The organism is Streptomyces sp. NPDC021115 (assembly GCF_044333065.1).
Lineage (GTDB): Bacteria > Actinomycetota > Actinomycetes > Streptomycetales > Streptomycetaceae > Streptomyces.
Genome location: NZ_JBIRQF010000002.1, coordinates 699,030 through 718,859 on the forward strand (window position 1 = coordinate 699,030; position 19,830 = coordinate 718,859).

A 19,830-nucleotide genomic window follows, 5' to 3' on the forward strand; every position below is an offset into this window, starting at 1 on the left:
GTGGCTGCCCGCAACAAGGCCCGTAAGCGTGCCTTTCAGATCCTTTTCGAGGCCGATCAGCGTGGCAGCTCCGTGCAGACCGTCCTCGCGGACTGGATACGGCACGCCCGGACCGACGATCGGCAGCCTCCGGTCAGCGAATACACGATGCAGCTCGTCGAGGGATACGCGGAGCACACCGCGCGGATCGACGAGCTGCTCGCCACCTACGCGGTGGGCTGGACGCTGGACCGGATGCCGGTGGTCGACCGGAACATCCTGCGACTCGGCACCTATGAGCTGGTGTGGGAGGACGCGACTCCGGACGCGGTGGTGATCGACGAGGCGGTGCAGCTCGCCAAGGAGTTCTCCACCGACGACTCGCCGTCGTTCGTCAACGGTCTGCTCGGCCGCCTCAAGGAGCTGAAGCCGGGGCTGCGCCGCGACCAGGACGCTCGCGACCACGAGACCCGCGACCAGGAGAGCCAGGCATAACCGCCGGGCCGCTCCGGAGAGTCCGCACAAAGCCGCCGGGGGCGGTGGAGGCCGTACGGCACTTCCACCGCCCCCGGCGGCACGTTTCTGCTGGTGGAGAGGGTGCGCTGGCGCGACGGGCGCGCGTCACACATCCTCGTGCTGGACCGCGCGGCGCGCGTCGGCGCCCAGCACTCCCCAGCTGATCAGCTGTTCGGTCAGTACGGACGGCGACTGGTCGTAGATCACGGCGAGGGTGCGCAGATCGTCCTGCCGGATCGACAGCACCTTGCCGTTGTAGTCACCGCGCTGGCTCTGGATCGTGGCGGCGTACCGCTGGAGCGGGCCCGCCTTCTCGACCGGCACATGGGCCAGCCGCTCCAGGTCAAGCACCAGCTTCGGGGGCGGCTCGGCCGCCCCGGCCGGGCTGGTGCCCGGCAGCAGCTCCTGCACCGGGACGCCGTAGAAGTCGGCCAGTTCGGCGAGACGCTGGACGGTCACGGCGCGGTCACCGCGCTCGTACGATCCCACCACCACGGCCTTCCACCGGCCCTGGGACTTCTCCTCGACGCCGTGAAGGGAGAGGCCCTGCTGGGTGCGGATGGCGCGGAGCTTGGCCCCGAGCTGTTTGGCGTATTCGCTGGACATAAAGCTCCCCGGACACTGAATCGACGTGCGGCTCGGCCGCGCGGCTGGTAACTCACTGTGAAGGTTACGTAGCGTAATCTCCATTCGTCAAGCCGAATGGAGCGGAGGGGCTCTCGCCAGGGGTGTTGACGAGCGCCCCCTGCGCCCCTGCTACTGTGAATGGCGCAAATCCGACGTCCTTTAAGGTCCGTCCCGTGAGGCGGAGAAGGAGGTCCGTATCCCATGGACGCCCGTACCTCGGACGCCGCGCGCTCCGTGCTCGAAGCACCGGACATCGCGCGGGTCCTGACCCGTATCGCCCACGAGATCGTCGAGCGCGCCAAGGGCGCCGACGACGTGGTGCTCCTCGGCATCCCCACCCGCGGTGTCTTCCTCGCCCGGCGGCTGGCCGCCCGGCTGGAGGAGATCACCGGCAAGGCCCCGGGTGAGCTGAAGGCCGGTTCGCTCGACATCACGATGTACCGCGACGACCTGCGGCTGCGGCCCGCCCGCGCGCTGGCCCGCACCGAGATCCCCGGCGACGGCATCGACGGCCGGCTGGTCGTCCTCGTCGACGACGTGCTCTTCTCCGGCCGCACCATCCGCGCCGCGCTCGACGCCCTCGGTGACATCGGGCGGCCGCGCGCCGTCCAGCTCGCGGTCCTGGTGGACCGCGGCCACCGGGAGCTGCCGATCCGGGCCGACTACGTCGGCAAGAACCTCCCCACGTCGCTGCGGGAGACGGTCAAGGTCCAGCTCACCGAGGAGGACGGGCGCGACAGCGTGCTCCTCGGCCTGCGCGAGGCCACCCCCGCGGACGGAAAGTAGCGCCCCGGCACCGACGGCGACGGCTCCCGGCGATCCCGGGTACCCGGCCTGTCGGACCCCGGTGCACGGGCCTCACGGTCCGGTACCGGACCAGGCGCCTGCCCGCCCGCACGCCCGCACACCTCCTCACCCACGGAGCAACCGGATGAAGCGTCACCTCATCTCGGCCGCCGATCTCTCGCGCGACGACGCCGTCCTGATCCTCGACACCGCCGAGGAGCTGGCCCGGCTCGCCGACCGGCCGATCAAGAAGCTGCCGACCCTGCGCGGCCGCACCGTCGTGAACCTCTTCTTCGAGGACTCGACCCGCACCCGCATCTCCTTCGAGGCGGCCGCCAAGCGGCTGTCCGCCGATGTCATCAACTTCTCCGCCAAGGGCTCCTCGGTCTCCAAGGGCGAGTCCCTGAAGGACACCGCGCTCACCCTGGAGGCGATGGGCGCCGACGCCGTCGTCATCCGGCACCACGCCTCCGGCGCCCCGCACCGGCTCGCCACCTCCGGCTGGATCAACGGCTCGGTCGTCAACGCGGGCGACGGCACCCATGAGCACCCCACCCAGGCGCTGCTCGACGCGTTCACCATGCGCCGCCGGCTGGCCTCCGGGGCGTCCGGCGTGGGCCAGGACCTGTCCGGCCGCCGGATCACCATCGTCGGCGACGTGCTGCACAGCCGGGTCGCCCGCTCCAACGTCCACCTGCTGTCCACCCTCGGCGCCGACGTCACCCTGGTCGCCCCGCCCACCCTCGTCCCCTTCGGCGTCGAGAGCTGGCCCTGTGACGTCTCGTACGACCTGGACGCGGTGGTCGGCAAGTCCGACGCCGTGATGATGCTGCGGGTCCAGCGCGAGCGGATGAACGCCGCCTTCTTCCCCACCGAGCGCGAGTACGCGCGCCGCTACGGCCTGGACGCCGACCGGATGGCCCGGATGCCCGAGCACGCCATCGTCATGCACCCCGGCCCGATGAACCGCGGCATGGAGATCACCGCCGAGGTCGCCGACTCCGACCGCTGCACCGCGGTCGAGCAGGTCGCCAACGGCGTCTCGATCCGCATGGCCGTCCTGTACCTGCTGCTCGGCGGCAACGAGCCCGCCGTCGCCGCCGCCCGCACCGAGGAGAACCAGTAACCATGAGCGACACGAACAAGACGCTGCTGCGCGGCGCGAAGGTGCTCGGCGGCGAGCCGCAGGACGTGCTGATCGAGGGCGAGCGCATCGCCGCCGTCGGCACCGGCCTCGACGCGGACGGCGCCACCGTGATCGACGCCGCCGGGCAGATCCTGCTGCCGGGCCTGGTCGACCTCCACACCCATCTGCGCGAGCCGGGACGGGAGGACTCCGAGACCGTCCTCACCGGCACCAAGGCCGCGGCGGTCGGCGGCTTCACCGCCGTCCACGCCATGGCCAACACCTTCCCCGTGGCCGACACCGCGGGCGTCGTGGAGCAGGTGTGGCGGCTCGGCAAGGAGTCCGGCTACTGCGATGTGCAGCCCATCGGCGCCGTCACCGTCGGCCTGGAGGGCAAGAAGCTCGCCGAGCTGGGCGCCATGCACGACTCCGCCGCCGGTGTCCGGGTCTTCTCCGACGACGGCAAGTGCGTCGACGACGCGGTGATCATGCGCCGCGCGCTGGAGTACGTGAAGGCGTTCGACGGCGTCATCGCCCAGCACGCCCAGGAGCCGCGGCTCACCGAGGGTGCCCAGATGAACGAGGGCATCGTCTCCGCCGAACTGGGCCTGGGCGGCTGGCCCGCCGTCGCCGAGGAGTCGATCATCGCCCGCGATGTGCTGCTCGCCGCGCACGTCGGCTCCCGGGTGCACATCTGCCACCTCTCCACGGCGGGCTCCGTCGAGATCGTCCGCTGGGCCAAGTCCAAGGGCTGGCGGGTCACCGCCGAGGTCACCCCGCACCACCTGCTGCTCACCGACGAGCTGGTGCGCTCCTACGACCCGGTCTACAAGGTGAACCCGCCGCTGCGCACCGAGGCCGACGTCATGGCGCTGCGCGAGGCGCTGGCCGACGGCACCATCGACTGCGTCGCCACCGACCACGCCCCGCATCCGCACGAGGACAAGGACTGCGAGTGGGGCGCGGCGGCCATGGGCATGGTCGGCCTGGAGACCGCGCTGTCCGTCGTCCAGCACACCATGGTCGACACCGGGCTGCTGGACTGGGCGGGCGTCGCCGACCGGATGTCCACCCGTCCGTCCGCCATCGGCCGCCTCACCGGGCACGGCCGTCCCGTCGCCGCGGGGGAGCCCGCCAACCTCACCCTGCTGGACTCCGCTTACCGTGGTGAGGTGAACCCCGCGGGCTTCGCCTCCCGCAGCCGCAACACCCCCTACGAGGGCCGGGAGCTGCCGGGCCGGGTGACGCACACCTTCCTGCGGGGCCGGGCGACGGTCGTGGACGGGAAACTCGCGTGATATCTCTGACCCATCTGGCAGCTGAGCAGCGGTCCGCGGACGTCACCGACTGGGCCGCCCGCATCGGCTGGGTCGTCGGTCTGCTGCTGTTCATCGCGCTCGTCTACTGGCTTATGCGTGAGGGCTGGAAGTGGCGCGGCACCCTCCAGGGCGATCTGCCCGAGCTGCCCGAGGCCCCGGCCGAGCCGGGCCCCGCCACGCTGACGCTCACCGGCCGCTACCACGGCTCCACCACTGCCGGACAGTGGCTCGACCGCATCGTGGCCCATGGCCTCGGCACCCGCAGCCGCGTCGAGCTGACCCTCACCGAGGCGGGCCTGAGCGTCGTACGGCCCGGCGCCCAGGACTTCTTCATCCCGGCCGCAAGCCTCCGTGGCGCCCGGCTCGACAAGGGCATCGCGGGCAAGGTCCTCGCCGAGGGCGGGCTGCTGATCGTCACCTGGCAGCTCGGCGACCGCCAGATCGACTCCGGATTCCGCTCCGACCACGCCGCCGAGCACGCGGCCTGGGTCGAAGCCCTCGACGTCACCGAAGACGTCAAGAACGCAGAGCACAACCAGGAAGGCGCACGATGACGACCTCCACCAGGGGGGCCCAGACCCCCGCCGTACTCGTCCTGGAGGACGGCCGCACCTTCCGCGGCCGCGCCTACGGGGCCGTGGGGGAGACCTTCGGCGAGGCCGTGTTCTCCACCGGGATGACCGGTTACCAGGAGACCCTGACCGACCCGTCCTACCACCGCCAGGTCGTCGTCATGACCGCCCCGCACATCGGCAACACGGGCGTCAACGACGAGGACCCCGAGTCCGGGCGCATCTGGGTCTCCGGCTACGTGGTGCGCGACCCGGCCCGTACGCCCTCCAACTGGCGCTCCCGCCGCTCGCTGGACGAGGAGCTGACCGCCCAGGGCGTCGTCGGCATCAGCGGCGTCGACACCCGCGCCCTCACCCGCCATCTGCGCGAGCGCGGCGCCATGCGCGTCGGCATCTTCTCCGGCGAGGCGGTCGCGGACGAGGCCGCGCTGCTCGCCAAGGTGCAGGCCGCCCCGCAGATGAAGGGCGCCGACCTCAGCCGCGAGGTGGCGACCCAGGAGACGTACGTCGTCCCCGCGATCGGCACCAAGCGGTTCACCGTCGCCGCGATCGACCTCGGCATCAAGGGCATGACCCCGCACCGGATGGCCGAGCGCGGCATCGAGGTGCACGTCCTGCCCGCCACCGCCACCGTGGAGGACATCTACGCGGTGAACCCGGACGGCGTGTTCTTCTCCAACGGCCCGGGCGACCCGGCCACCGCGGAGCACCCCGTCTCCCTCATGCGCGCCGTCCTGGAGCGGTCCACCCCGCTGTTCGGCATCTGCTTCGGCAACCAGATCCTGGGCCGCGCCCTCGGCTTCGGCACCTTCAAGCTGAAGTACGGCCACCGCGGCATCAACCAGCCGGTGCAGGACCGCACCACCGGCAAGGTCGAGGTCACCGCGCACAACCACGGCTTCGCCGTGGACGCCCCGCTCGACGCGCCGAGCGACACCCCCTACGGGCGGGCCGAGGTCTCCCACGTCTGTCTCAACGACAACGTGGTCGAGGGGCTGCGGCTGCTCGACCGCCCCGCATTCAGCGTCCAGTACCACCCCGAAGCCGCCGCGGGCCCGCACGACGCCGGGTACCTGTTCGACCGCTTCGTCACCCTGATGGAGGGCCAGCGTGCCTAAGCGCACCGACATCCAGTCCGTCCTGGTCATCGGCTCCGGCCCGATCGTCATCGGCCAGGCCGCCGAGTTCGACTACTCCGGCACCCAGGCCTGCCGGGTGCTGAAGTCCGAGGGCCTGCGGGTCATCCTGGTCAACTCCAACCCGGCCACGATCATGACCGACCCGGAGATCGCCGACGCCACGTACGTCGAGCCGATCACCCCGGAGTACGTCGAGAAGATCATCGCCAAGGAGCGCCCCGACGCGCTGCTGCCCACGCTCGGCGGCCAGACCGCCCTGAACACCGCGATCTCGCTGCACGAGGCGGGCACCCTCGACGAGTACGGCGTCGAGCTGATCGGCGCCAACGTCCAGGCGATCCACAAGGGCGAGGACCGCGACCAGTTCAAGGAGGTCGTCGAGGCCGTCAACGCCAAGATCGGCCACGGCGAGTCCGCCCGCTCGTACATCTGCCACTCCATGGACGACGTCCTCGCGGGCGTCGACGAGCTCGGCGGCTACCCCGTCGTCGTCCGCCCCTCCTTCACCATGGGCGGCGCGGGCTCCGGCTTCGCGCACGACGAGGAGGAGCTGCGCCGCATCGCCGGCCAGGGCCTGAACCTCTCGCCCACCACCGAGGTGCTGCTGGAGGAGTCCATCCTGGGGTGGAAGGAGTACGAGCTGGAGCTGATGCGCGACAAGCACGACAACGTCGTGGTCGTCTGCTCCATCGAGAACTTCGACCCCATGGGCGTCCACACCGGCGACTCGATCACCGTCGCCCCGGCGATGACGCTGACCGACCGCGAGTACCAGGTGCTGCGGGACATCGGCATCGCCGTCATCCGCGAGGTCGGCGTGGACACCGGCGGCTGCAACATCCAGTTCGCGGTCAACCCCGAGGACGGCCGGGTCATCGTCATCGAGATGAACCCGCGCGTCTCCCGCTCCTCCGCGCTGGCCTCCAAGGCCACCGGCTTCCCGATCGCGAAGATCGCCGCCCGGCTGGCCGTCGGCTACACGCTGGACGAGATCCCCAACGACATCACCGAGAAGACCCCGGCGTCCTTCGAGCCCACGCTCGACTACGTCGTGGTCAAGGTGCCGCGGTTCGCGTTCGAGAAGTTCCCGGCCGCCGACGCCCGCCTCACCACCACCATGAAGTCGGTCGGCGAGGCCATGGCCATCGGCCGTAACTTCACCGAGGCGCTCCAGAAGGCGCTGCGCTCGCTGGAGAAGAAGGGCAGCCAGTTCGACTTCACCGGCGAGCCCGGGGACAAGGCCGAACTGCTCCGGACGGCCGACGTCCCCACCGACGGCCGGATCAACACCGTCATGCAGGCCATCCGCGCCGGGGCGACCCAGCAGGAGGTCTTCGACGCCACGAAGATCGACCCGTGGTTCGTGGACCAGCTCTTCCTGATCAAGGAGATCGCGGACGAGCTGGCCGCCGCCGACAAGCTCGGCCCCGAGCTGCTCGCCGAGGCCAAGCGGCACGGCTTCTCCGACGCCCAGATCGCCGGAATCCGCTCGCTGCGCGAGGACGTGGTCCGCGAGGTGCGGCACGCGCTCGGCATCCGGCCCGTCTACAAGACGGTCGACACCTGCGCCGCCGAGTTCGCCGCCAGGACCCCGTACTTCTACTCCTCCTACGACGAGGAGTCCGAGGTCGCCCCGCGCGAGACCCCGGCCGTGATCATCCTCGGCTCCGGCCCGAACCGGATCGGCCAGGGCATCGAGTTCGACTACTCGTGCGTCCACGCCTCCTTCGCGCTGAGCGCCGCGGGCTACGAGACCGTCATGGTCAACTGCAACCCGGAGACCGTCTCCACCGACTACGACACCTCCGACCGGCTCTACTTCGAGCCGCTCACCCTGGAGGACGTCCTGGAGATCGTCCACGCGGAGACGCAGGCGGGCCCGGTCGCGGGCGTCGTCGTCCAGCTCGGTGGCCAGACCCCGCTCGGCCTCGCCCAGGCCCTCAAGGACAACGGCGTGCCCATCGTCGGCACCTCGCCCGAGGCGATCAACCTCGCCGAGGAGCGCGGCGCCTTCGGCCGGGTGCTGACCGAGGCCGGGCTGCCCGCCCCCAAGTACGGCACCGCCTTCTCCTTCGAGCAGGCCAAGGGCATCGCCGCCGAGATCGGCTATCCGGTCATGGTCCGCCCCTCGTACGTGCTGGGCGGCCGCGGCATGGAGATCGTCTACGACGAGACCTCGCTCGCCGCGTACCTGGAGCGCCACGCGGGCCTCATCTCCGAGCACCCGGTGCTGATCGACCGCTTCCTCGACGACGCGATCGAGATCGACGTCGACGCGCTCTACGACGGTCAGGAGCTGTACCTCGGCGGCGTCATGGAGCACATCGAGGAGGCCGGTATCCACTCCGGCGACTCGGCGTGCGCGCTGCCCCCGATCACCCTCGGTGGCTTCGACATCAAGCGGCTGCGCGCCTCCACCGAGGCCATCGCGCGCGGTGTCGGCGTCCGCGGACTGATCAACATCCAGTTCGCGATGGCCGGGGACATCCTGTACGTCCTGGAGGCGAACCCGCGCGCCTCCCGCACGGTTCCCTTCACCTCCAAGGCCACCGCCGTACCGCTGGCCAAGGCCGCCGCCCGGATCTCGCTGGGCGCGACCATCGCCGAGCTGCGCGCCGAGGGCCTGCTGCCCGCGACCGGCGACGGCGGCACGCTGCCGCTGGACGCGCCGATCTCGGTCAAGGAGGCCGTGATGCCCTGGTCGCGGTTCCGCGACGCCTCGGGGCGCGGCGTGGACACCATCCTCGGCCCGGAGATGCGCTCGACCGGCGAGGTCATGGGCATCGACTCGGTCTTCGGCGCGGCGTACGCCAAGTCGCAGGCCGGGGCGTACGGGGCGCTGCCCACCAAGGGGCGCGCCTTCGTCTCCGTCGCCAACCGCGACAAGCGTTCGATGATCTTCCCGGCCCGGGAGCTGGTCGCCCTCGGCTTCGAGCTGCTGGCCACCTCGGGCACGGCGGAGGTGCTCAAGCGCAACGGCATCAACGCCACCGTCGTCCGCAAGCAGAGCGAGGGCGAGGGCCCGAACGGCGAGCGGACCATCGTCCAGTACATCCACGACGGGGACGTGGACCTCATCGTCAACACCCCGTACGGCACCGGCGGCCGGCTCGACGGCTACGACATCCGTACGGCGTCCGTCGCCCGCGGCGTCCCGTGCCTGACCACCGTCCAGGCCCTCGCCGCCGCCGTCCAGGGCATCGAGGCGCTCGGCCGGGGCGCGGTCGGCGTCCGGTCGCTCCAGGAACACGCGGAACATCTGACCGCCGCCCGCGAGGAGTGAGGCGCGAAGAGGGGGACACCGGCCGGTGTCCCCCTCTTACGCGACGACCCCCGTCTCCCCGCCCGCGGAAGGCCCCCTCATGTACTCGCTGCTCTTCAACCTGATCTTCCGGCGCATGGACCCGGAGAAGGCCCACCACCTGGCCTTCGGCTGGATCCGGCTGGCCGCCCGCGTCCCCGTGCTGCGCACCTATCTCGCGGCCGTCTTCGCCCCCCGCCACAAGGCGCTGCGCACCGAGGCGCTGGGCCTGCGGATGCACGGGCCGTTCGGGCTCGCCGCCGGATTCGACAAGAACGCCGCCGGGATCGACGGCATGGCGATGCTCGGCTTCGACCACGTCGAGATCGGCACCGTGACCGGTCAGCCGCAGTCCGGCAACCCCAAGAAGCGGCTCTTCCGGCTGGTCGGCGACCGTGCGCTGATCAACCGCATGGGCTTCAACAACGAGGGCTCGGCGGCGGTGGCCGACCGTCTCGCGGCCCGCCGCGCCGCCTTCCGCACGACGGTCGGCGTCAACATCGGCAAGACCAAGGTCGTCCCGGAGGCGGAAGCGGTCGCCGACTATGTGACCTCGACCGAGCGACTGGCCGCCCACGCGGATTACCTCGTCGTCAACGTCTCGTCGCCCAACACCCCCGGACTGCGGAACCTTCAGGCCGTCGACCAGCTGCGCCCGCTGCTGACCGCGGTCCGCGAGGCCGCCGACCGCACGGTGACCGGGCGCCGGGTGCCGCTGCTGGTAAAGATCGCGCCAGATCTCGCCGACGCGGACGTGGACGCGGTCGCCGACCTCGCGGTCGAGCTGGGTCTTGACGGCATCATCGCCACCAACACGACGATCGCGCGGGAGGGTCTTGGGCTGACGTCCCCCTCGGCGCTCACCGCCGAGACCGGCGGGCTGTCCGGCGCCCCCCTGAAGGCCCGCTCGCTGGAGGTGCTGCGCCGCCTGTACGCCCGGGTGGGGGACCGGCTCACGCTCGTGGGTGTCGGCGGGATCGAGACGGCCGACGACGCGTGGGAGCGGATCCTCGCGGGGGCGACGCTGGTGCAGGGCTACAGCGCGTTCATCTACCGCGGGCCGTTCTGGGCCCGCGAGATCCATCGCGGCTTGGCTGCCCGGCTCGCCGCCTCTCCGTACGACACGCTGGCCGACGCGGTCGGTGCCGACGCCGCCGCGTAGTCGGGTGGGGCTCCGCCCCCACACCCCCGCCGGGGCTCCGCCCCGGACCCCGCTCCTCAATCGCCGGAGGGGCTGGGTGGTGGGGCATCACCGCCCGGACACGCTTGCCTCTCCGCCGGAGGGGCCGGAATCCCCCAGGAGACACCATGACGATCCCCGCCCCCACCCCCTTCGGGACCCGCCTGCGACGGGCCATGGACGAGCGTGGGCCGCTGTGCGTCGGCATCGACCCGCATGCGTCCCTGCTCGCCGACTGGGGGCTCGGGGACGACGTCGCGGGGCTCGAGCGGTTCACGCGGACCGTCGTGGACGCGCTCGCCGGGCGCGTCGCCGTGCTCAAGCCGCAGTCGGCCTTCTTCGAGCGCTTCGGCTCGCGCGGCATCGCCGTGCTGGAGCGGGCCGTGGCGGACGCCCGGGACGCCGGGGCGCTGGTGCTGATGGACGCCAAGCGCGGCGACATCGGGTCCACGATGGCCGCGTACGCCGCCGCCTACCTCGACCCCGGCAGCCCGCTGTTCTCGGACGCGGTCACCGTCAGCCCCTACCTCGGCTTCGGCTCGCTGCGGCCCGCGCTGGACGCCGCGCGGGCGAGCGGCGCCGGGGTCTTCGTACTGGCGCTGACGTCCAACCCGGAGGGCGCCGAGGTGCAGCACGCGGCGCGGCCGGACGGGACGACGGTCGCCGCCTCCGTGCTGGCCCAGCTGAAGGCCGAGAACGCCGACGAGGCCGAAAGGGGCGCGCTCGGCTCGTACGGGGCGGTCGTCGGGGCGACCCTCGGCTCCACCGCGGAGCGGATCGGGGCGGAGCTGGCGATCGACGGGCCGTTGCTGGCGCCCGGCATCGGCGCCCAGGGGGCGACCCCCGCGGATCTTCCGGGGGTCTTCGGGGCGGCGGTCCGCAATGTCGTTCCGAGCGTCAGCCGAGGGGTCCTGAAGCACGGACCGGATGCCTCCGCGCTGGTCGAGGCGGCGGCCCGAATGGCTGATGACGTGCGTGCCGTGGCTGAATAACCGGGCTATTTTGTCCATGAATGTCCCAGTCGAGCGAGTCTGACCAGGACTTTTCGTCTGTTCTCGCTGACTGGAGCGGGATCGGCCGCTAGTCTCCGACGAGAGCGAACGCGCTGTTGCGTTGCGCGTTGCTCCGCAGGTGAGGGCCGACTAGGTTCCTCACCGGTCCATATCCGACAGTTCGACATCCGAGGTGACGTAGGCGTGGCTCTTCCGCCCCTTACCCCTGAACAGCGCGCAGCCGCGCTCGAAAAGGCCGCCGCGGCTCGCCGGGAGCGCGCCGAGGTCAAGAATCGGCTCAAGCACTCCGGCGCGTCTCTGCACGAGGTCATCAAGCAGGGCCAGGAGAACGATGTCATCGGCAAGATGAAGGTCTCCGCCCTCCTGGAGTCCCTGCCGGGCGTCGGCAAGGTCCGCGCCAAGCAGATCATGGAGCGGCTCGGCATCTCCGAGAGCCGTCGTGTGCGCGGGCTCGGCTCCAACCAGATCGCATCCCTCGAGCGTGAGTTCGGCGGCGCAGCCGGCTGACGTTTTCCGGCACTGCCGGGAACCTGGATAATCTGCTGCATGGCAGCACATCCAGTACGCCCGCGGCTGACCGTGCTCTCCGGCCCCTCCGGGGTCGGTAAGAGCACGGTCGTCGCGCATATGCGCAAGGCACACCCCGAGGTCTGGCTCTCGGTCTCGGCCACGACCCGCAGGCCCCGCCCCGGCGAGCGGCACGGCGTCCAGTACTTCTTCGTGGACGACGGAGAGTTCGACAAGCACATCGCCAACGGCGAGCTGCTGGAGTGGGCCGAGTTCGCCGGCAACCGCTACGGCACCCCCCGTGAGGCGGTCATGGACCGGCTCGACGCGGGCGAGCCGGTGCTGCTGGAGATCGACCTCCAGGGCGCGCGGCAGATCCGCGAGACCATGCCGGAAGCCCAGCTGGTCTTCCTCGCGCCGCCCAGCTGGGAGGAGCTGGTCCGCCGGCTCACCGGCCGGGGGACCGAGGCGCCCGAGGTCATCGAGCGGCGGCTGGAGGCGGCCCGCGTCGAGCTGGCCGCCGAATCCGAGTTCGATACCACCCTGGTCAACACCTCCGTCGAGGACGTGGCGAGTGAGCTGCTAGCCTTGATGCGAGTGGCTTGATCTTCAATTCATTCTTGCCATGAGGCGTAATAAGGAAGGCTAGAGAGTGTCCTCTCCCATGACCGCGCCCGAGGGCATCATCAACCCTCCGATTGATGAGCTGCTCGAGGCGACCGACTCGAAGTACAGCCTCGTGATCTACGCGGCCAAGCGTGCGCGCCAGATCAACGCGTACTACTCGCAGCTCGGTGAGGGTCTGCTCGAGTACGTCGGCCCCCTGGTGGACACCCACGTCCACGAGAAGCCGCTGTCGATCGCGCTCCGCGAGATCAACGCGGGTCTGCTGACCTCCGAGGCCATCGAGGGCCCGGCTCAGTAAGATCCGAAATCGCTCATCACCGGCCCGGCGGCCTCGCTGCCGGGCTCGTGGTGTGTCATGGGTACGTATCCGCTCGTAATCGGCGGAACCGTAATCGGCGGGGAATCGTAATCGGCGGGGAAGAGGCGAGCGATGGCCATGGCGGACAAGCCCCGGGTCGTGCTGGGGGTCGGCGGCGGGATCGCCGCGTACAAGGCGTGTGAGTTGCTGCGGCGGCTGACGGAGTCCGGCCATGACGTCCGCGTCGTGCCGACCGCCTCGGCGCTGCACTTCGTCGGCGAGGCCACGTGGTCGGCGCTCTCCGGGCATCCGGCGGGCACCGAGGTGTGGGAGTCCGTCCACGAGGTGCCGCACGTGCGCATCGGCCAGTCCGCGGACCTGGTCGTGGTCGCCCCCGCCACCGCCGATCTGCTCGCCAAGGCCGCCCACGGCCTCGCCGACGATCTGCTCACCAATACGCTGCTGACCGCCCGATGTCCGGTCGTCTTCGCGCCCGCCATGCACACCGAGATGTGGGAGCACCCCGCGACCCAGGAGAACGTGGCGACCCTGCGCCGCCGTGGCTGTGTGGTCGTCGAGCCCGCCGTCGGGCGGCTGACCGGGGTGGACACCGGCAAGGGGCGGCTGCCGGACCCCCAGGAGATCTTCGAGGTCGCCCGCCGGGTGCTGGCCCGCGGCCCCGAGGCGCTCCGCGCCGATCTGGCCGGACGCCATGTGGTGATCAGCGCCGGAGGCACCCGCGAGCCGCTGGACCCGGTGCGCTACCTGGGCAACCGCTCCACCGGCAAGCAGGGGTACGCCCTGGCCCGCGCCGCCGTGGCCCGGGGCGCCAGGGTGACGCTCGTCTCGGCCAACAGCGAGCTGCCCGCCCCGGCCGGTGCCGATGTGGTGCGGGTGGGGACCGCCGTCCAGCTGCGGGAGGCGGTCCTGAAGGCCGCCGCGGACGCCGACGCGGTGGTGATGGCCGCCGCGGTCGCCGACTTCCGGCCCGCCCGCTACGCCCCGGGAAAGATCAAGAAGCAGGACGGGCAGGAGCCCGAACCGGTCGCCCTGGTGCGCAACCCGGACGTACTGGCCGAAATCTCCGCCGATCGCGCGCGTCCAGGACAGATCGTCGTCGGCTTCGCCGCCGAGACGGATGACGTTCTCGTGAACGGTCGCGCGAAGCTCGCCCGCAAGGGCTGCGATCTGCTCGTGGTGAACGAGGTGGGGGAGCACAAGACCTTCGGCTCGGAGGAGAACGAGGCGGTCGTGCTCGCGGCGGACGGCGCCGAGACGCCCGTTCCGTACGGCCCGAAGGAGGCCCTGGCCGAGACCGTCTGGGACCTGGTCGCTGCCCGATTCGCCTGAGGCCGTGACGGCTCTTCGCGTGATCTTCACAAGACGTTCGCGTGACCTTCGGCCGCACGTGGGTAGGCATTGCCGGCACCGTGGGTTGATCCAGGGCAGGGAGCGCCCGATTGGACCATGGCAGCTATCTGTCATGGGGGCCTTGCTGTATTTCAGCTCGATGCGAGGTATGTTCCAGGTCAGGCCTGCCCGTCCTGTGGGACGGGGATGCTCGACCGGCGGATTCGCCGGATAAACTGGCCGAGGAACCGCATCGGGCGCAGCCCCCGGGCGGTCCCGCCCATGATCAGCCAGCAGCCGCTGCAACCCCAGGGAGCGATGTGTCCCGCCGCCTGTTCACCTCGGAATCCGTGACCGAGGGTCACCCCGACAAGATCGCTGACCAGATCAGCGACTCCATCCTCGACGCCCTGCTCAAGGAGGACCCGACCTCCCGGGTCGCCGTCGAGACCCTGATCACCACCGGCCTGGTCCACGTGGCCGGTGAGGTGACCACCAAGGCGTACGCCGATATCGCGACGCTCGTCCGCAACAAGGTCCTCGACATCGGCTACGACTCGTCGAAGAAGGGCTTCGACGGCGCCTCCTGCGGCGTCTCGGTGTCCATCGGCTCGCAGTCCCCCGACATCGCCCAGGGCGTCGACTCCGCCTACGAGCTGCGGGTCGAGGGCGACGAGGACGAGCTGGACAAGCAGGGCGCGGGCGACCAGGGCCTGATGTTCGGCTACGCGTGCGACGAGACGCCCGAGCTGATGCCGCTGCCGATCAACCTGGCGCACCGGCTCTCCCGCCGCCTGTCCGAGGTCCGGAAGAACGGGACCATCCCCTACCTCCGCCCGGACGGCAAGACCCAGGTCACCATCGAGTACGACGGCCACAAGGCGGTCCGCCTGGACACCGTCGTCGTCTCCTCGCAGCACGCCTCCGACATCGACCTGGACTCGCTGCTGGCTCCCGACATCAAGGAGTTCGTGGTCGAGCACGTCCTGAACCAGCTGGTCGAGGACGGCATCAAGCTGGACACCGAGGGCTACCGGCTGCTGGTCAACCCGACCGGCCGCTTCGAGATCGGCGGCCCGATGGGCGACGCCGGTCTCACCGGCCGGAAGATCATCATCGACACCTACGGCGGCATGTCCCGCCACGGTGGCGGCGCCTTCTCCGGCAAGGACCCGTCCAAGGTCGACCGCTCCGCGGCGTACGCCATGCGCTGGGTCGCCAAGAACGTCGTGGCCGCGGGCCTGGCCCAGCGCTGCGAGGTCCAGGTCGCCTACGCGATCGGCAAGGCCGAGCCGGTCGGTCTGTTCGTCGAGACCTTCGGCACCGCCACGATCGACGCCGAGAAGATCGAGAAGGCCATCTCCGAGGTCTTCGACCTCCGCCCGGCCGCGATCATCCGCGACCTCGACCTGCTCCGCCCGATCTACGCCCAGACGGCGGCCTACGGCCACTTCGGCCGTGAGGACTCCGACTTCACCTGGGAGCGCACCGACCGCGTCGACGCCCTCCGCGCGGCGGCCGGTCTGTAGTCCCTTCATGGCGTGAACCGAAGGCCCGGATGCCCCGCGCGGCGTCCGGGCCTTCGGCTGTCCGAGTCCTCTGCTAAGACTTGATCTGTGAGCAGGGACGACGAGCAGCGCAAGGCCCCGGCGGGGGAGCCGCAGGGGGGTGAGCAGCTCGCGCTCATCCGGGACAGCGTGCGCAAGGCCAAGGTGCCGCGGGCCAAGCCGCGGACCTGGCGCGGGGCCGCGCTGGCCAAGGAGCGGCCGGTGGCCAAGGTGCTCGTGGACAAGGGGCCGGTGCACCTGGACAAGCTGTGGGACTACGCGGTCCCGGCCGAGATGGACGCCGAGGCGCGGCCCGGGGTGCGGGTGCGGGTGCGGTTCGGGGCCGGGACCGGCAAGGTGCGCGAGGGGCGGCGCGAGGGCGGCGGGCTGCTCGACGGGTACATCGTCGAGCGGGTCGCCGAGTCCGACTACCGGGGGCCGCTGGCCGCGATCGCCCAGGTCGTCTCGCCCGAGCCGGTGCTCGGGCCCGGGCTGCTCGCGCTGTGCCGGGCCGTCGCCGACCGGTACGCCGGATCGCTCGCCGACGTCCTCCAGCTGGCCATGCCCAAGCGGAACGTCCGCGCCGAGTCCGAGGCGTCACCGGCGCCGCTGCCCCCGCCCGGGCCACCCGCGCCCGGCAGCTGGGCGCGCTACCCGGCCGGGCCGGGGTTTCTGGACGCGCTCGCGGGCGGCGGCACGCCCCGGGCCGTATGGACCGCGCTGCCAGGCCCGCACTGGCCGGACGAATGGGCCGCCGCGGTCGCCGCCACCCTCGCCTCCGGGCGCGGCGCCCTCGTCGTCGTCCCCGACGGGCGCACCGCCGCCCGGGTCGACGCGGCGCTCACCCGGGCGCTCGGCGGCGCGGGGCGGCATGTGCTGCTCACCGCGGACCTCGGGCCCGAGGAGCGCTACCGGCGGTGGCTGGCCCTCAGCCGCGGGTCGGTGCGGGCCGTCGTCGGCACCCGGGCCGCCATGTTCGCGCCGGTCCGGGACCTCGGGCTGGTGGGGATCTGGGACGACGGCGACCAGAGCCACAGCGACGACCACGCCCCGCAGCCGCACGCCCGCGACGTCCTGCTGCTGCGCGCCGTGCACGAGAAGGCGGGCTTCCTGCTGGGCGACCTCGGCCGCACCGTGGAGGCCGCCCAGCTGGTGGAGAACGGCTGGGCCCGGCCGCTGGAGGCCGACCGCGAGCAGGTCCGCGCCGCGGCCCCGCTGATCCGCACCGTGGACGAGGGCGAGGTGGCCCGGGACGCCGAGGCCCGCGCCGCCCGGCTGCCCACGCTCGCCTGGCAGACCGTACGGGAGGCGCTGAACCGCGGTCCGGTGCTGGTGCAGGTGCCGCGCCGGGGCTACGTACCCCGGCTGGCCTGTGAGCGCTGCCGCGAGCCCGCCCGCTGCCGGCACTGCTCGGGCCCGCTGGAGGCGCGCGACGCGGACCGGCTGGCCTGCGGCTGGTGCGGCCGGGCCGAGGCCGCCTGGCACTGCGCCGAGTGCGGGGGCGTACGGCTGCGGGCGAGCGTCGTCGGCGCCCGGCGCACCGCGGAGGAGCTGGGCCGGGCGTTCCCCGCCGTACCGGTGCGCACCTCGGGCCGGGACCATGTGCTGGACACCGTGCCCGACCGTCCGTCGCTCGTCGTCAGCACCCCGGGTGCCGAGCCGGTCGCCGAGGGCGGCTACGCGGCGGCCCTGCTGCTCGACGGCTGGGCCCTGCTCGGCCGACCCGACCTGCGCGCGGGCGAGGACGCGCTGCGCCGCTGGCTGGAAGCGGCCGCGCTGGTCCGGGGGCACGAGGACGGCGGGCTGGTCGTGGTGACCGCGGAACCGACGCAGCGGCCCGTCCAGGCGCTGGTGCGATGGGATCCCGCCGGTTACGCGGCGCGTGAACTCGCCGAGCGGTCCCAGCTGGGCTTTCCGCCGGTCTCCCGGATGGCGGCGGTGGCCGGTCCGGGGGAGGCGGTGGCCGAGCTGATCGCGTCGGCCTCGCTGCCGGAGGGGACCGAGACGCTGGGCCCGGTCCCGCTGGCGCCCACCCCGCCCGGCCGCCCGCGCCGCCCCGGCGATCCGCCGCCCGGGGCGCAGTGGGAGCGCGCCCTGCTGCGGGTGCCCCCGGGCCAGGGCCGCGCCCTGGCCGCGGCGGTCAAGGAGGCCAAGGCGCTACGGCTGGCCCGCGGCGACAAGGACCCGACGATCCGGGTCGACCCCCTGGACATCGGGTAAAACCTCAGCCGTTGCGGGGGCCGGGGAAGGCGCTGGGGCGGGGGTCCTCGCGCAGCGGCGGGGCGGACTGCGGGGGGATGGAGCGGGCGGCCGGTACGGACGGGACCGGCGGCACGGCGGCGGGCTCGGGACTGTGCCCCGCCGGGGCCTCGCCGCTCTCCGCGGTGCTCGTCGCCGAGGTGCGGCGGGAGCCGTAACGGCGGTGCACCGCCTGCTTGGTGACGCCGAGTGCGGAGCCCACCGCGTCCCACGAGAAGCCGAGCGAGCGGTCGAAGTCGACCGCGGCGGTGACCAGGGTCTCGACGCTGTCCCGCAGTTCCTGGGCGAGCCGCACGGTGGGCGCGGGGGCGCGGCCGTAGACGACGAAGCCCGCGGCCGGTCCGGTGCGCCGCGGCCGGTAGACGTTGCCGAGCTGGGCGGTGAGGGTGCGCAGCGCGTCCACCTGTCGGCGGACCCGCTCGATGTCCCGGACCAGGAGGTGCAGGCTGGCCCGTGCCTGGGCGTCGTGAGTTGCGTGGTCGGCCATGAACAAGCCTCTCGAACCGGCGGTGAAGGGGGTGGGCGGGAAGGGGAACCGGGCCGCGGTCGCGGACCGGCGAGGTCAATCTCTCTTGACCAACGCGACACCCGCCCGTCGGTCACGGTCCGGGGCGTGCGGGAGTCGGCCCGTACGCCCCCTGGGGTGCGCGGATCATAGACTGAGGCGGCGTTTCCGCCGTTCTCCGCCCCGTACCGCCCTGTTGAGAGGTAGTTCGCCACCCATGAGGCTCGTCTTCGCCGGTACCCCCGAGGTCGCCCTGCCCGCGCTGGACGCACTGATCGCGTCCGACCGGCACGAGGTGGTGGCCGTCGTGACCCGCCCCGACGCGCCTGCCGGGCGCGGCCGTCGGCTGGTGGCCAGCCCGGTCGCGGAGCGGGCCGAGGAGGCGGGCATCGAGGTGCTGAAACCGGCCAGGCCGCGGGACGCGGACTTCCTCGCCCGGCTCGCCGAGATCGCCCCGGACTGCTGCCCGGTGGTGGCGTACGGCGCGCTGCTGCCGAAGGCGGCGCTGGAGGTCCCGGCGCACGGCTGGGTCAATCTGCACTTCTCGCTGCTGCCCGCGTGGCGCGGCGCGGCGCCGGTGCAGCACGCGGTGCTGGCGGGCGACGAGGTGACCGGCGCGTCGACGTTCCAGATCGAGGAGGGGCTGGACTCCGGGCCGGTGTACGGGGTGGTGACCGAGGACGTACGGCCCACCGACACCAGCGGCGATCTGCTGACCCGGCTGGCCTTCGCCGGGGCCGGGCTGCTCGCGGCGACGATGGACGGCATCGAGGACGGTTCACTGCGGGCGGTGCCGCAGTCCGCGGAGGGCGTCTCGCTCGCGCCGAAGATCAACGTCGAGGACGCGGAGATCGACTGGTCGGCGCCCGCGCTGCGGGTCGACCGGCTGGTGCGGGGGTGCGCTCCGGCGCCCGGCGCGTGGACGACGTTCCGCGGGGAGCGGCTGAAGGTGGTCTCGGCGGCGCCGGCGGCGGACCGTACGGACCTGGCGCCCGGTGCGCTCGCCGCGACCAAGAAGGCGGTGTACGTGGGCACGGGCAGCCACGCCGTGCAGCTGACCTGGGTCCGGCCGCAGGGCAAGAAGCCGATGCCCGGGGCGGACTGGGCCCGTGGCGTACGGATCGCCGAGGGCGAGCGGCTGGGCTGACGAGCCGGGGCGCGGACGCGCCCGGGGGAGGT

General features: G+C 72.2%; 18 protein-coding genes. 16 read left to right on the forward strand and 2 right to left on the reverse strand.

Features of this window, described 5'->3' with window-relative positions; genetic code table 11:
• Window positions 1-474: a transcription antitermination factor NusB gene (gene nusB, locus ACH4TL_RS08795; protein WP_398309800.1), complete on the forward strand. Its 474-nt coding sequence runs from the start codon at window positions 1-3 to the stop codon at window positions 472-474.
• Window positions 475-600: 126 nt separating this feature from the next.
• On the opposite strand, the gene bldD is transcribed toward nusB, so the two are convergent.
• A complete protein-coding gene (bldD, locus tag ACH4TL_RS08800) occupies window positions 601-1,101 on the reverse strand; it encodes a transcriptional regulator BldD (RefSeq protein WP_014056259.1) in 501 nt (166 codons plus the stop codon).
• A gap of 222 nt (window positions 1,102-1,323) precedes the next feature.
• Here bldD and pyrR point away from each other — a divergent pair, with 222 nt between their 5' ends.
• The 14 genes from pyrR to ACH4TL_RS08870 all read left to right on the forward strand — a co-directional run bounded on the left by pyrR (window position 1,324) and on the right by ACH4TL_RS08870 (window position 18,107).
• The gene (gene pyrR, locus ACH4TL_RS08805; RefSeq protein ID WP_398309797.1) at window positions 1,324-1,908 is read left to right on the forward strand and encodes a bifunctional pyr operon transcriptional regulator/uracil phosphoribosyltransferase PyrR; all 585 of its coding nucleotides are present in this window, start codon (window positions 1,324-1,326) and stop codon (window positions 1,906-1,908) included.
• A gap of 145 nt (window positions 1,909-2,053) precedes the next feature.
• Window positions 2,054-3,034 (forward strand): aspartate carbamoyltransferase catalytic subunit, encoded by a 981-nt coding sequence (locus tag ACH4TL_RS08810; RefSeq protein ID WP_398309794.1) that lies wholly within the window; start codon window positions 2,054-2,056, stop codon window positions 3,032-3,034.
• 2 nt (window positions 3,035-3,036) lie between these two features.
• Window positions 3,037-4,332, forward strand: a complete 1,296-nt coding sequence (locus tag ACH4TL_RS08815) for a dihydroorotase (protein WP_398309791.1) — start codon at window positions 3,037-3,039, stop codon at window positions 4,330-4,332.
• Window positions 4,329-4,907, forward strand: coding sequence for a hypothetical protein (locus ACH4TL_RS08820; protein WP_398309788.1), 579 nt, complete (start codon window positions 4,329-4,331; stop codon window positions 4,905-4,907). Before ACH4TL_RS08815 ends, ACH4TL_RS08820 begins: the two co-directional genes overlap by 4 nt.
• Window positions 4,904-6,043, forward strand: coding sequence for a glutamine-hydrolyzing carbamoyl-phosphate synthase small subunit (gene carA, locus ACH4TL_RS08825; protein ID WP_398309785.1), 1,140 nt, complete (start codon window positions 4,904-4,906; stop codon window positions 6,041-6,043). The genes ACH4TL_RS08820 and carA overlap by 4 nt, the downstream gene beginning before the upstream one ends.
• Window positions 6,036-9,347: a carbamoyl-phosphate synthase large subunit gene (gene carB, locus ACH4TL_RS08830; RefSeq protein ID WP_398309782.1), complete on the forward strand. Its 3,312-nt coding sequence runs from the start codon at window positions 6,036-6,038 to the stop codon at window positions 9,345-9,347. The genes carA and carB overlap by 8 nt, the downstream gene beginning before the upstream one ends.
• A 79-nt stretch (window positions 9,348-9,426) precedes the next feature.
• A complete protein-coding gene (locus tag ACH4TL_RS08835) occupies window positions 9,427-10,527 on the forward strand; it encodes a quinone-dependent dihydroorotate dehydrogenase (RefSeq protein WP_398311524.1) in 1,101 nt (366 codons plus the stop codon).
• Window positions 10,528-10,673: 146 nt separating this feature from the next.
• A complete protein-coding gene (gene pyrF / locus ACH4TL_RS08840) occupies window positions 10,674-11,537 on the forward strand; it encodes an orotidine-5'-phosphate decarboxylase (RefSeq protein WP_398309779.1) in 864 nt (287 codons plus the stop codon).
• A 204-nt stretch (window positions 11,538-11,741) separates the two neighbouring features.
• The gene (locus tag ACH4TL_RS08845; RefSeq protein WP_009713618.1) at window positions 11,742-12,065 is read left to right on the forward strand and encodes an integration host factor; all 324 of its coding nucleotides are present in this window, start codon (window positions 11,742-11,744) and stop codon (window positions 12,063-12,065) included.
• A gap of 39 nt (window positions 12,066-12,104) precedes the next feature.
• Window positions 12,105-12,671 (forward strand): guanylate kinase, encoded by a 567-nt coding sequence (gene gmk / locus ACH4TL_RS08850; protein ID WP_398309776.1) that lies wholly within the window; start codon window positions 12,105-12,107, stop codon window positions 12,669-12,671.
• Between the two features lie 58 nt (window positions 12,672-12,729).
• Complete coding sequence (gene rpoZ, locus ACH4TL_RS08855; protein WP_020867048.1) at window positions 12,730-12,990, forward strand: DNA-directed RNA polymerase subunit omega; 261 nt, start codon at window positions 12,730-12,732, stop codon at window positions 12,988-12,990.
• 132 nt (window positions 12,991-13,122) lie between these two features.
• Window positions 13,123-14,340 carry a bifunctional phosphopantothenoylcysteine decarboxylase/phosphopantothenate--cysteine ligase CoaBC gene (gene coaBC, locus ACH4TL_RS08860; protein ID WP_398309773.1) on the forward strand — a complete coding sequence of 406 codons (1,218 nt, stop codon included), beginning with the start codon at window positions 13,123-13,125 and terminating at the stop codon, window positions 14,338-14,340.
• A gap of 320 nt (window positions 14,341-14,660) precedes the next feature.
• On the forward strand, window positions 14,661-15,869 hold the full coding sequence (gene metK / locus ACH4TL_RS08865) for a methionine adenosyltransferase (protein ID WP_179937790.1): 1,209 nt from the start codon (window positions 14,661-14,663) through the stop codon (window positions 15,867-15,869).
• Window positions 15,870-15,956: 87 nt separating this feature from the next.
• Complete coding sequence (locus ACH4TL_RS08870; RefSeq protein WP_398309769.1) at window positions 15,957-18,107, forward strand: primosomal protein N'; 2,151 nt, start codon at window positions 15,957-15,959, stop codon at window positions 18,105-18,107.
• 4 nt (window positions 18,108-18,111) lie between these two features.
• Here ACH4TL_RS08870 and ACH4TL_RS08875 read toward each other — a convergent pair whose 3' ends face one another.
• Window positions 18,112-18,633 (reverse strand): hypothetical protein, encoded by a 522-nt coding sequence (locus ACH4TL_RS08875; RefSeq protein ID WP_398309766.1) that lies wholly within the window; start codon window positions 18,631-18,633, stop codon window positions 18,112-18,114.
• A 235-nt stretch (window positions 18,634-18,868) separates the two neighbouring features.
• On the opposite strand from ACH4TL_RS08875, the gene fmt reads away from it, so the two are divergent.
• Window positions 18,869-19,798, forward strand: coding sequence for a methionyl-tRNA formyltransferase (gene fmt, locus ACH4TL_RS08880; RefSeq protein ID WP_398309763.1), 930 nt, complete (start codon window positions 18,869-18,871; stop codon window positions 19,796-19,798).
• The last annotated feature ends 32 nt before the right edge of the window (window positions 19,799-19,830 follow it).

Excerpts from the sequence above, each read along its gene's own strand:
- carA (WP_398309785.1), top strand. The coding sequence starts at position 4,904 with ATGACGACCTCCACCAGGGGGGCCCAGACCCCCGCCGTACTCGTCCTG.
- ACH4TL_RS08810 (WP_398309794.1), top strand. The coding sequence starts at position 2,054 with ATGAAGCGTCACCTCATCTCGGCCGCCGATCTCTCGCGCGACGACGCC.
- bldD (WP_014056259.1), bottom strand. The coding sequence starts at position 1,101 with ATGTCCAGCGAATACGCCAAACAGCTCGGGGCCAAGCTCCGCGCCATC.
- ACH4TL_RS08815 (WP_398309791.1), top strand. The coding sequence starts at position 3,037 with ATGAGCGACACGAACAAGACGCTGCTGCGCGGCGCGAAGGTGCTCGGC.
- pyrR (WP_398309797.1), top strand. The coding sequence starts at position 1,324 with ATGGACGCCCGTACCTCGGACGCCGCGCGCTCCGTGCTCGAAGCACCG.
- pyrF (WP_398309779.1), top strand. The coding sequence starts at position 10,674 with ATGACGATCCCCGCCCCCACCCCCTTCGGGACCCGCCTGCGACGGGCC.
- ACH4TL_RS08835 (WP_398311524.1), top strand. The coding sequence starts at position 9,427 with ATGTACTCGCTGCTCTTCAACCTGATCTTCCGGCGCATGGACCCGGAG.
- rpoZ (WP_020867048.1), top strand. The coding sequence starts at position 12,730 with ATGACCGCGCCCGAGGGCATCATCAACCCTCCGATTGATGAGCTGCTC.
- gmk (WP_398309776.1), top strand. The coding sequence starts at position 12,105 with ATGGCAGCACATCCAGTACGCCCGCGGCTGACCGTGCTCTCCGGCCCC.
- coaBC (WP_398309773.1), top strand. The coding sequence starts at position 13,123 with ATGGCCATGGCGGACAAGCCCCGGGTCGTGCTGGGGGTCGGCGGCGGG.
- ACH4TL_RS08875 (WP_398309766.1), bottom strand. The coding sequence starts at position 18,633 with ATGGCCGACCACGCAACTCACGACGCCCAGGCACGGGCCAGCCTGCAC.
- fmt (WP_398309763.1), top strand. The coding sequence starts at position 18,869 with ATGAGGCTCGTCTTCGCCGGTACCCCCGAGGTCGCCCTGCCCGCGCTG.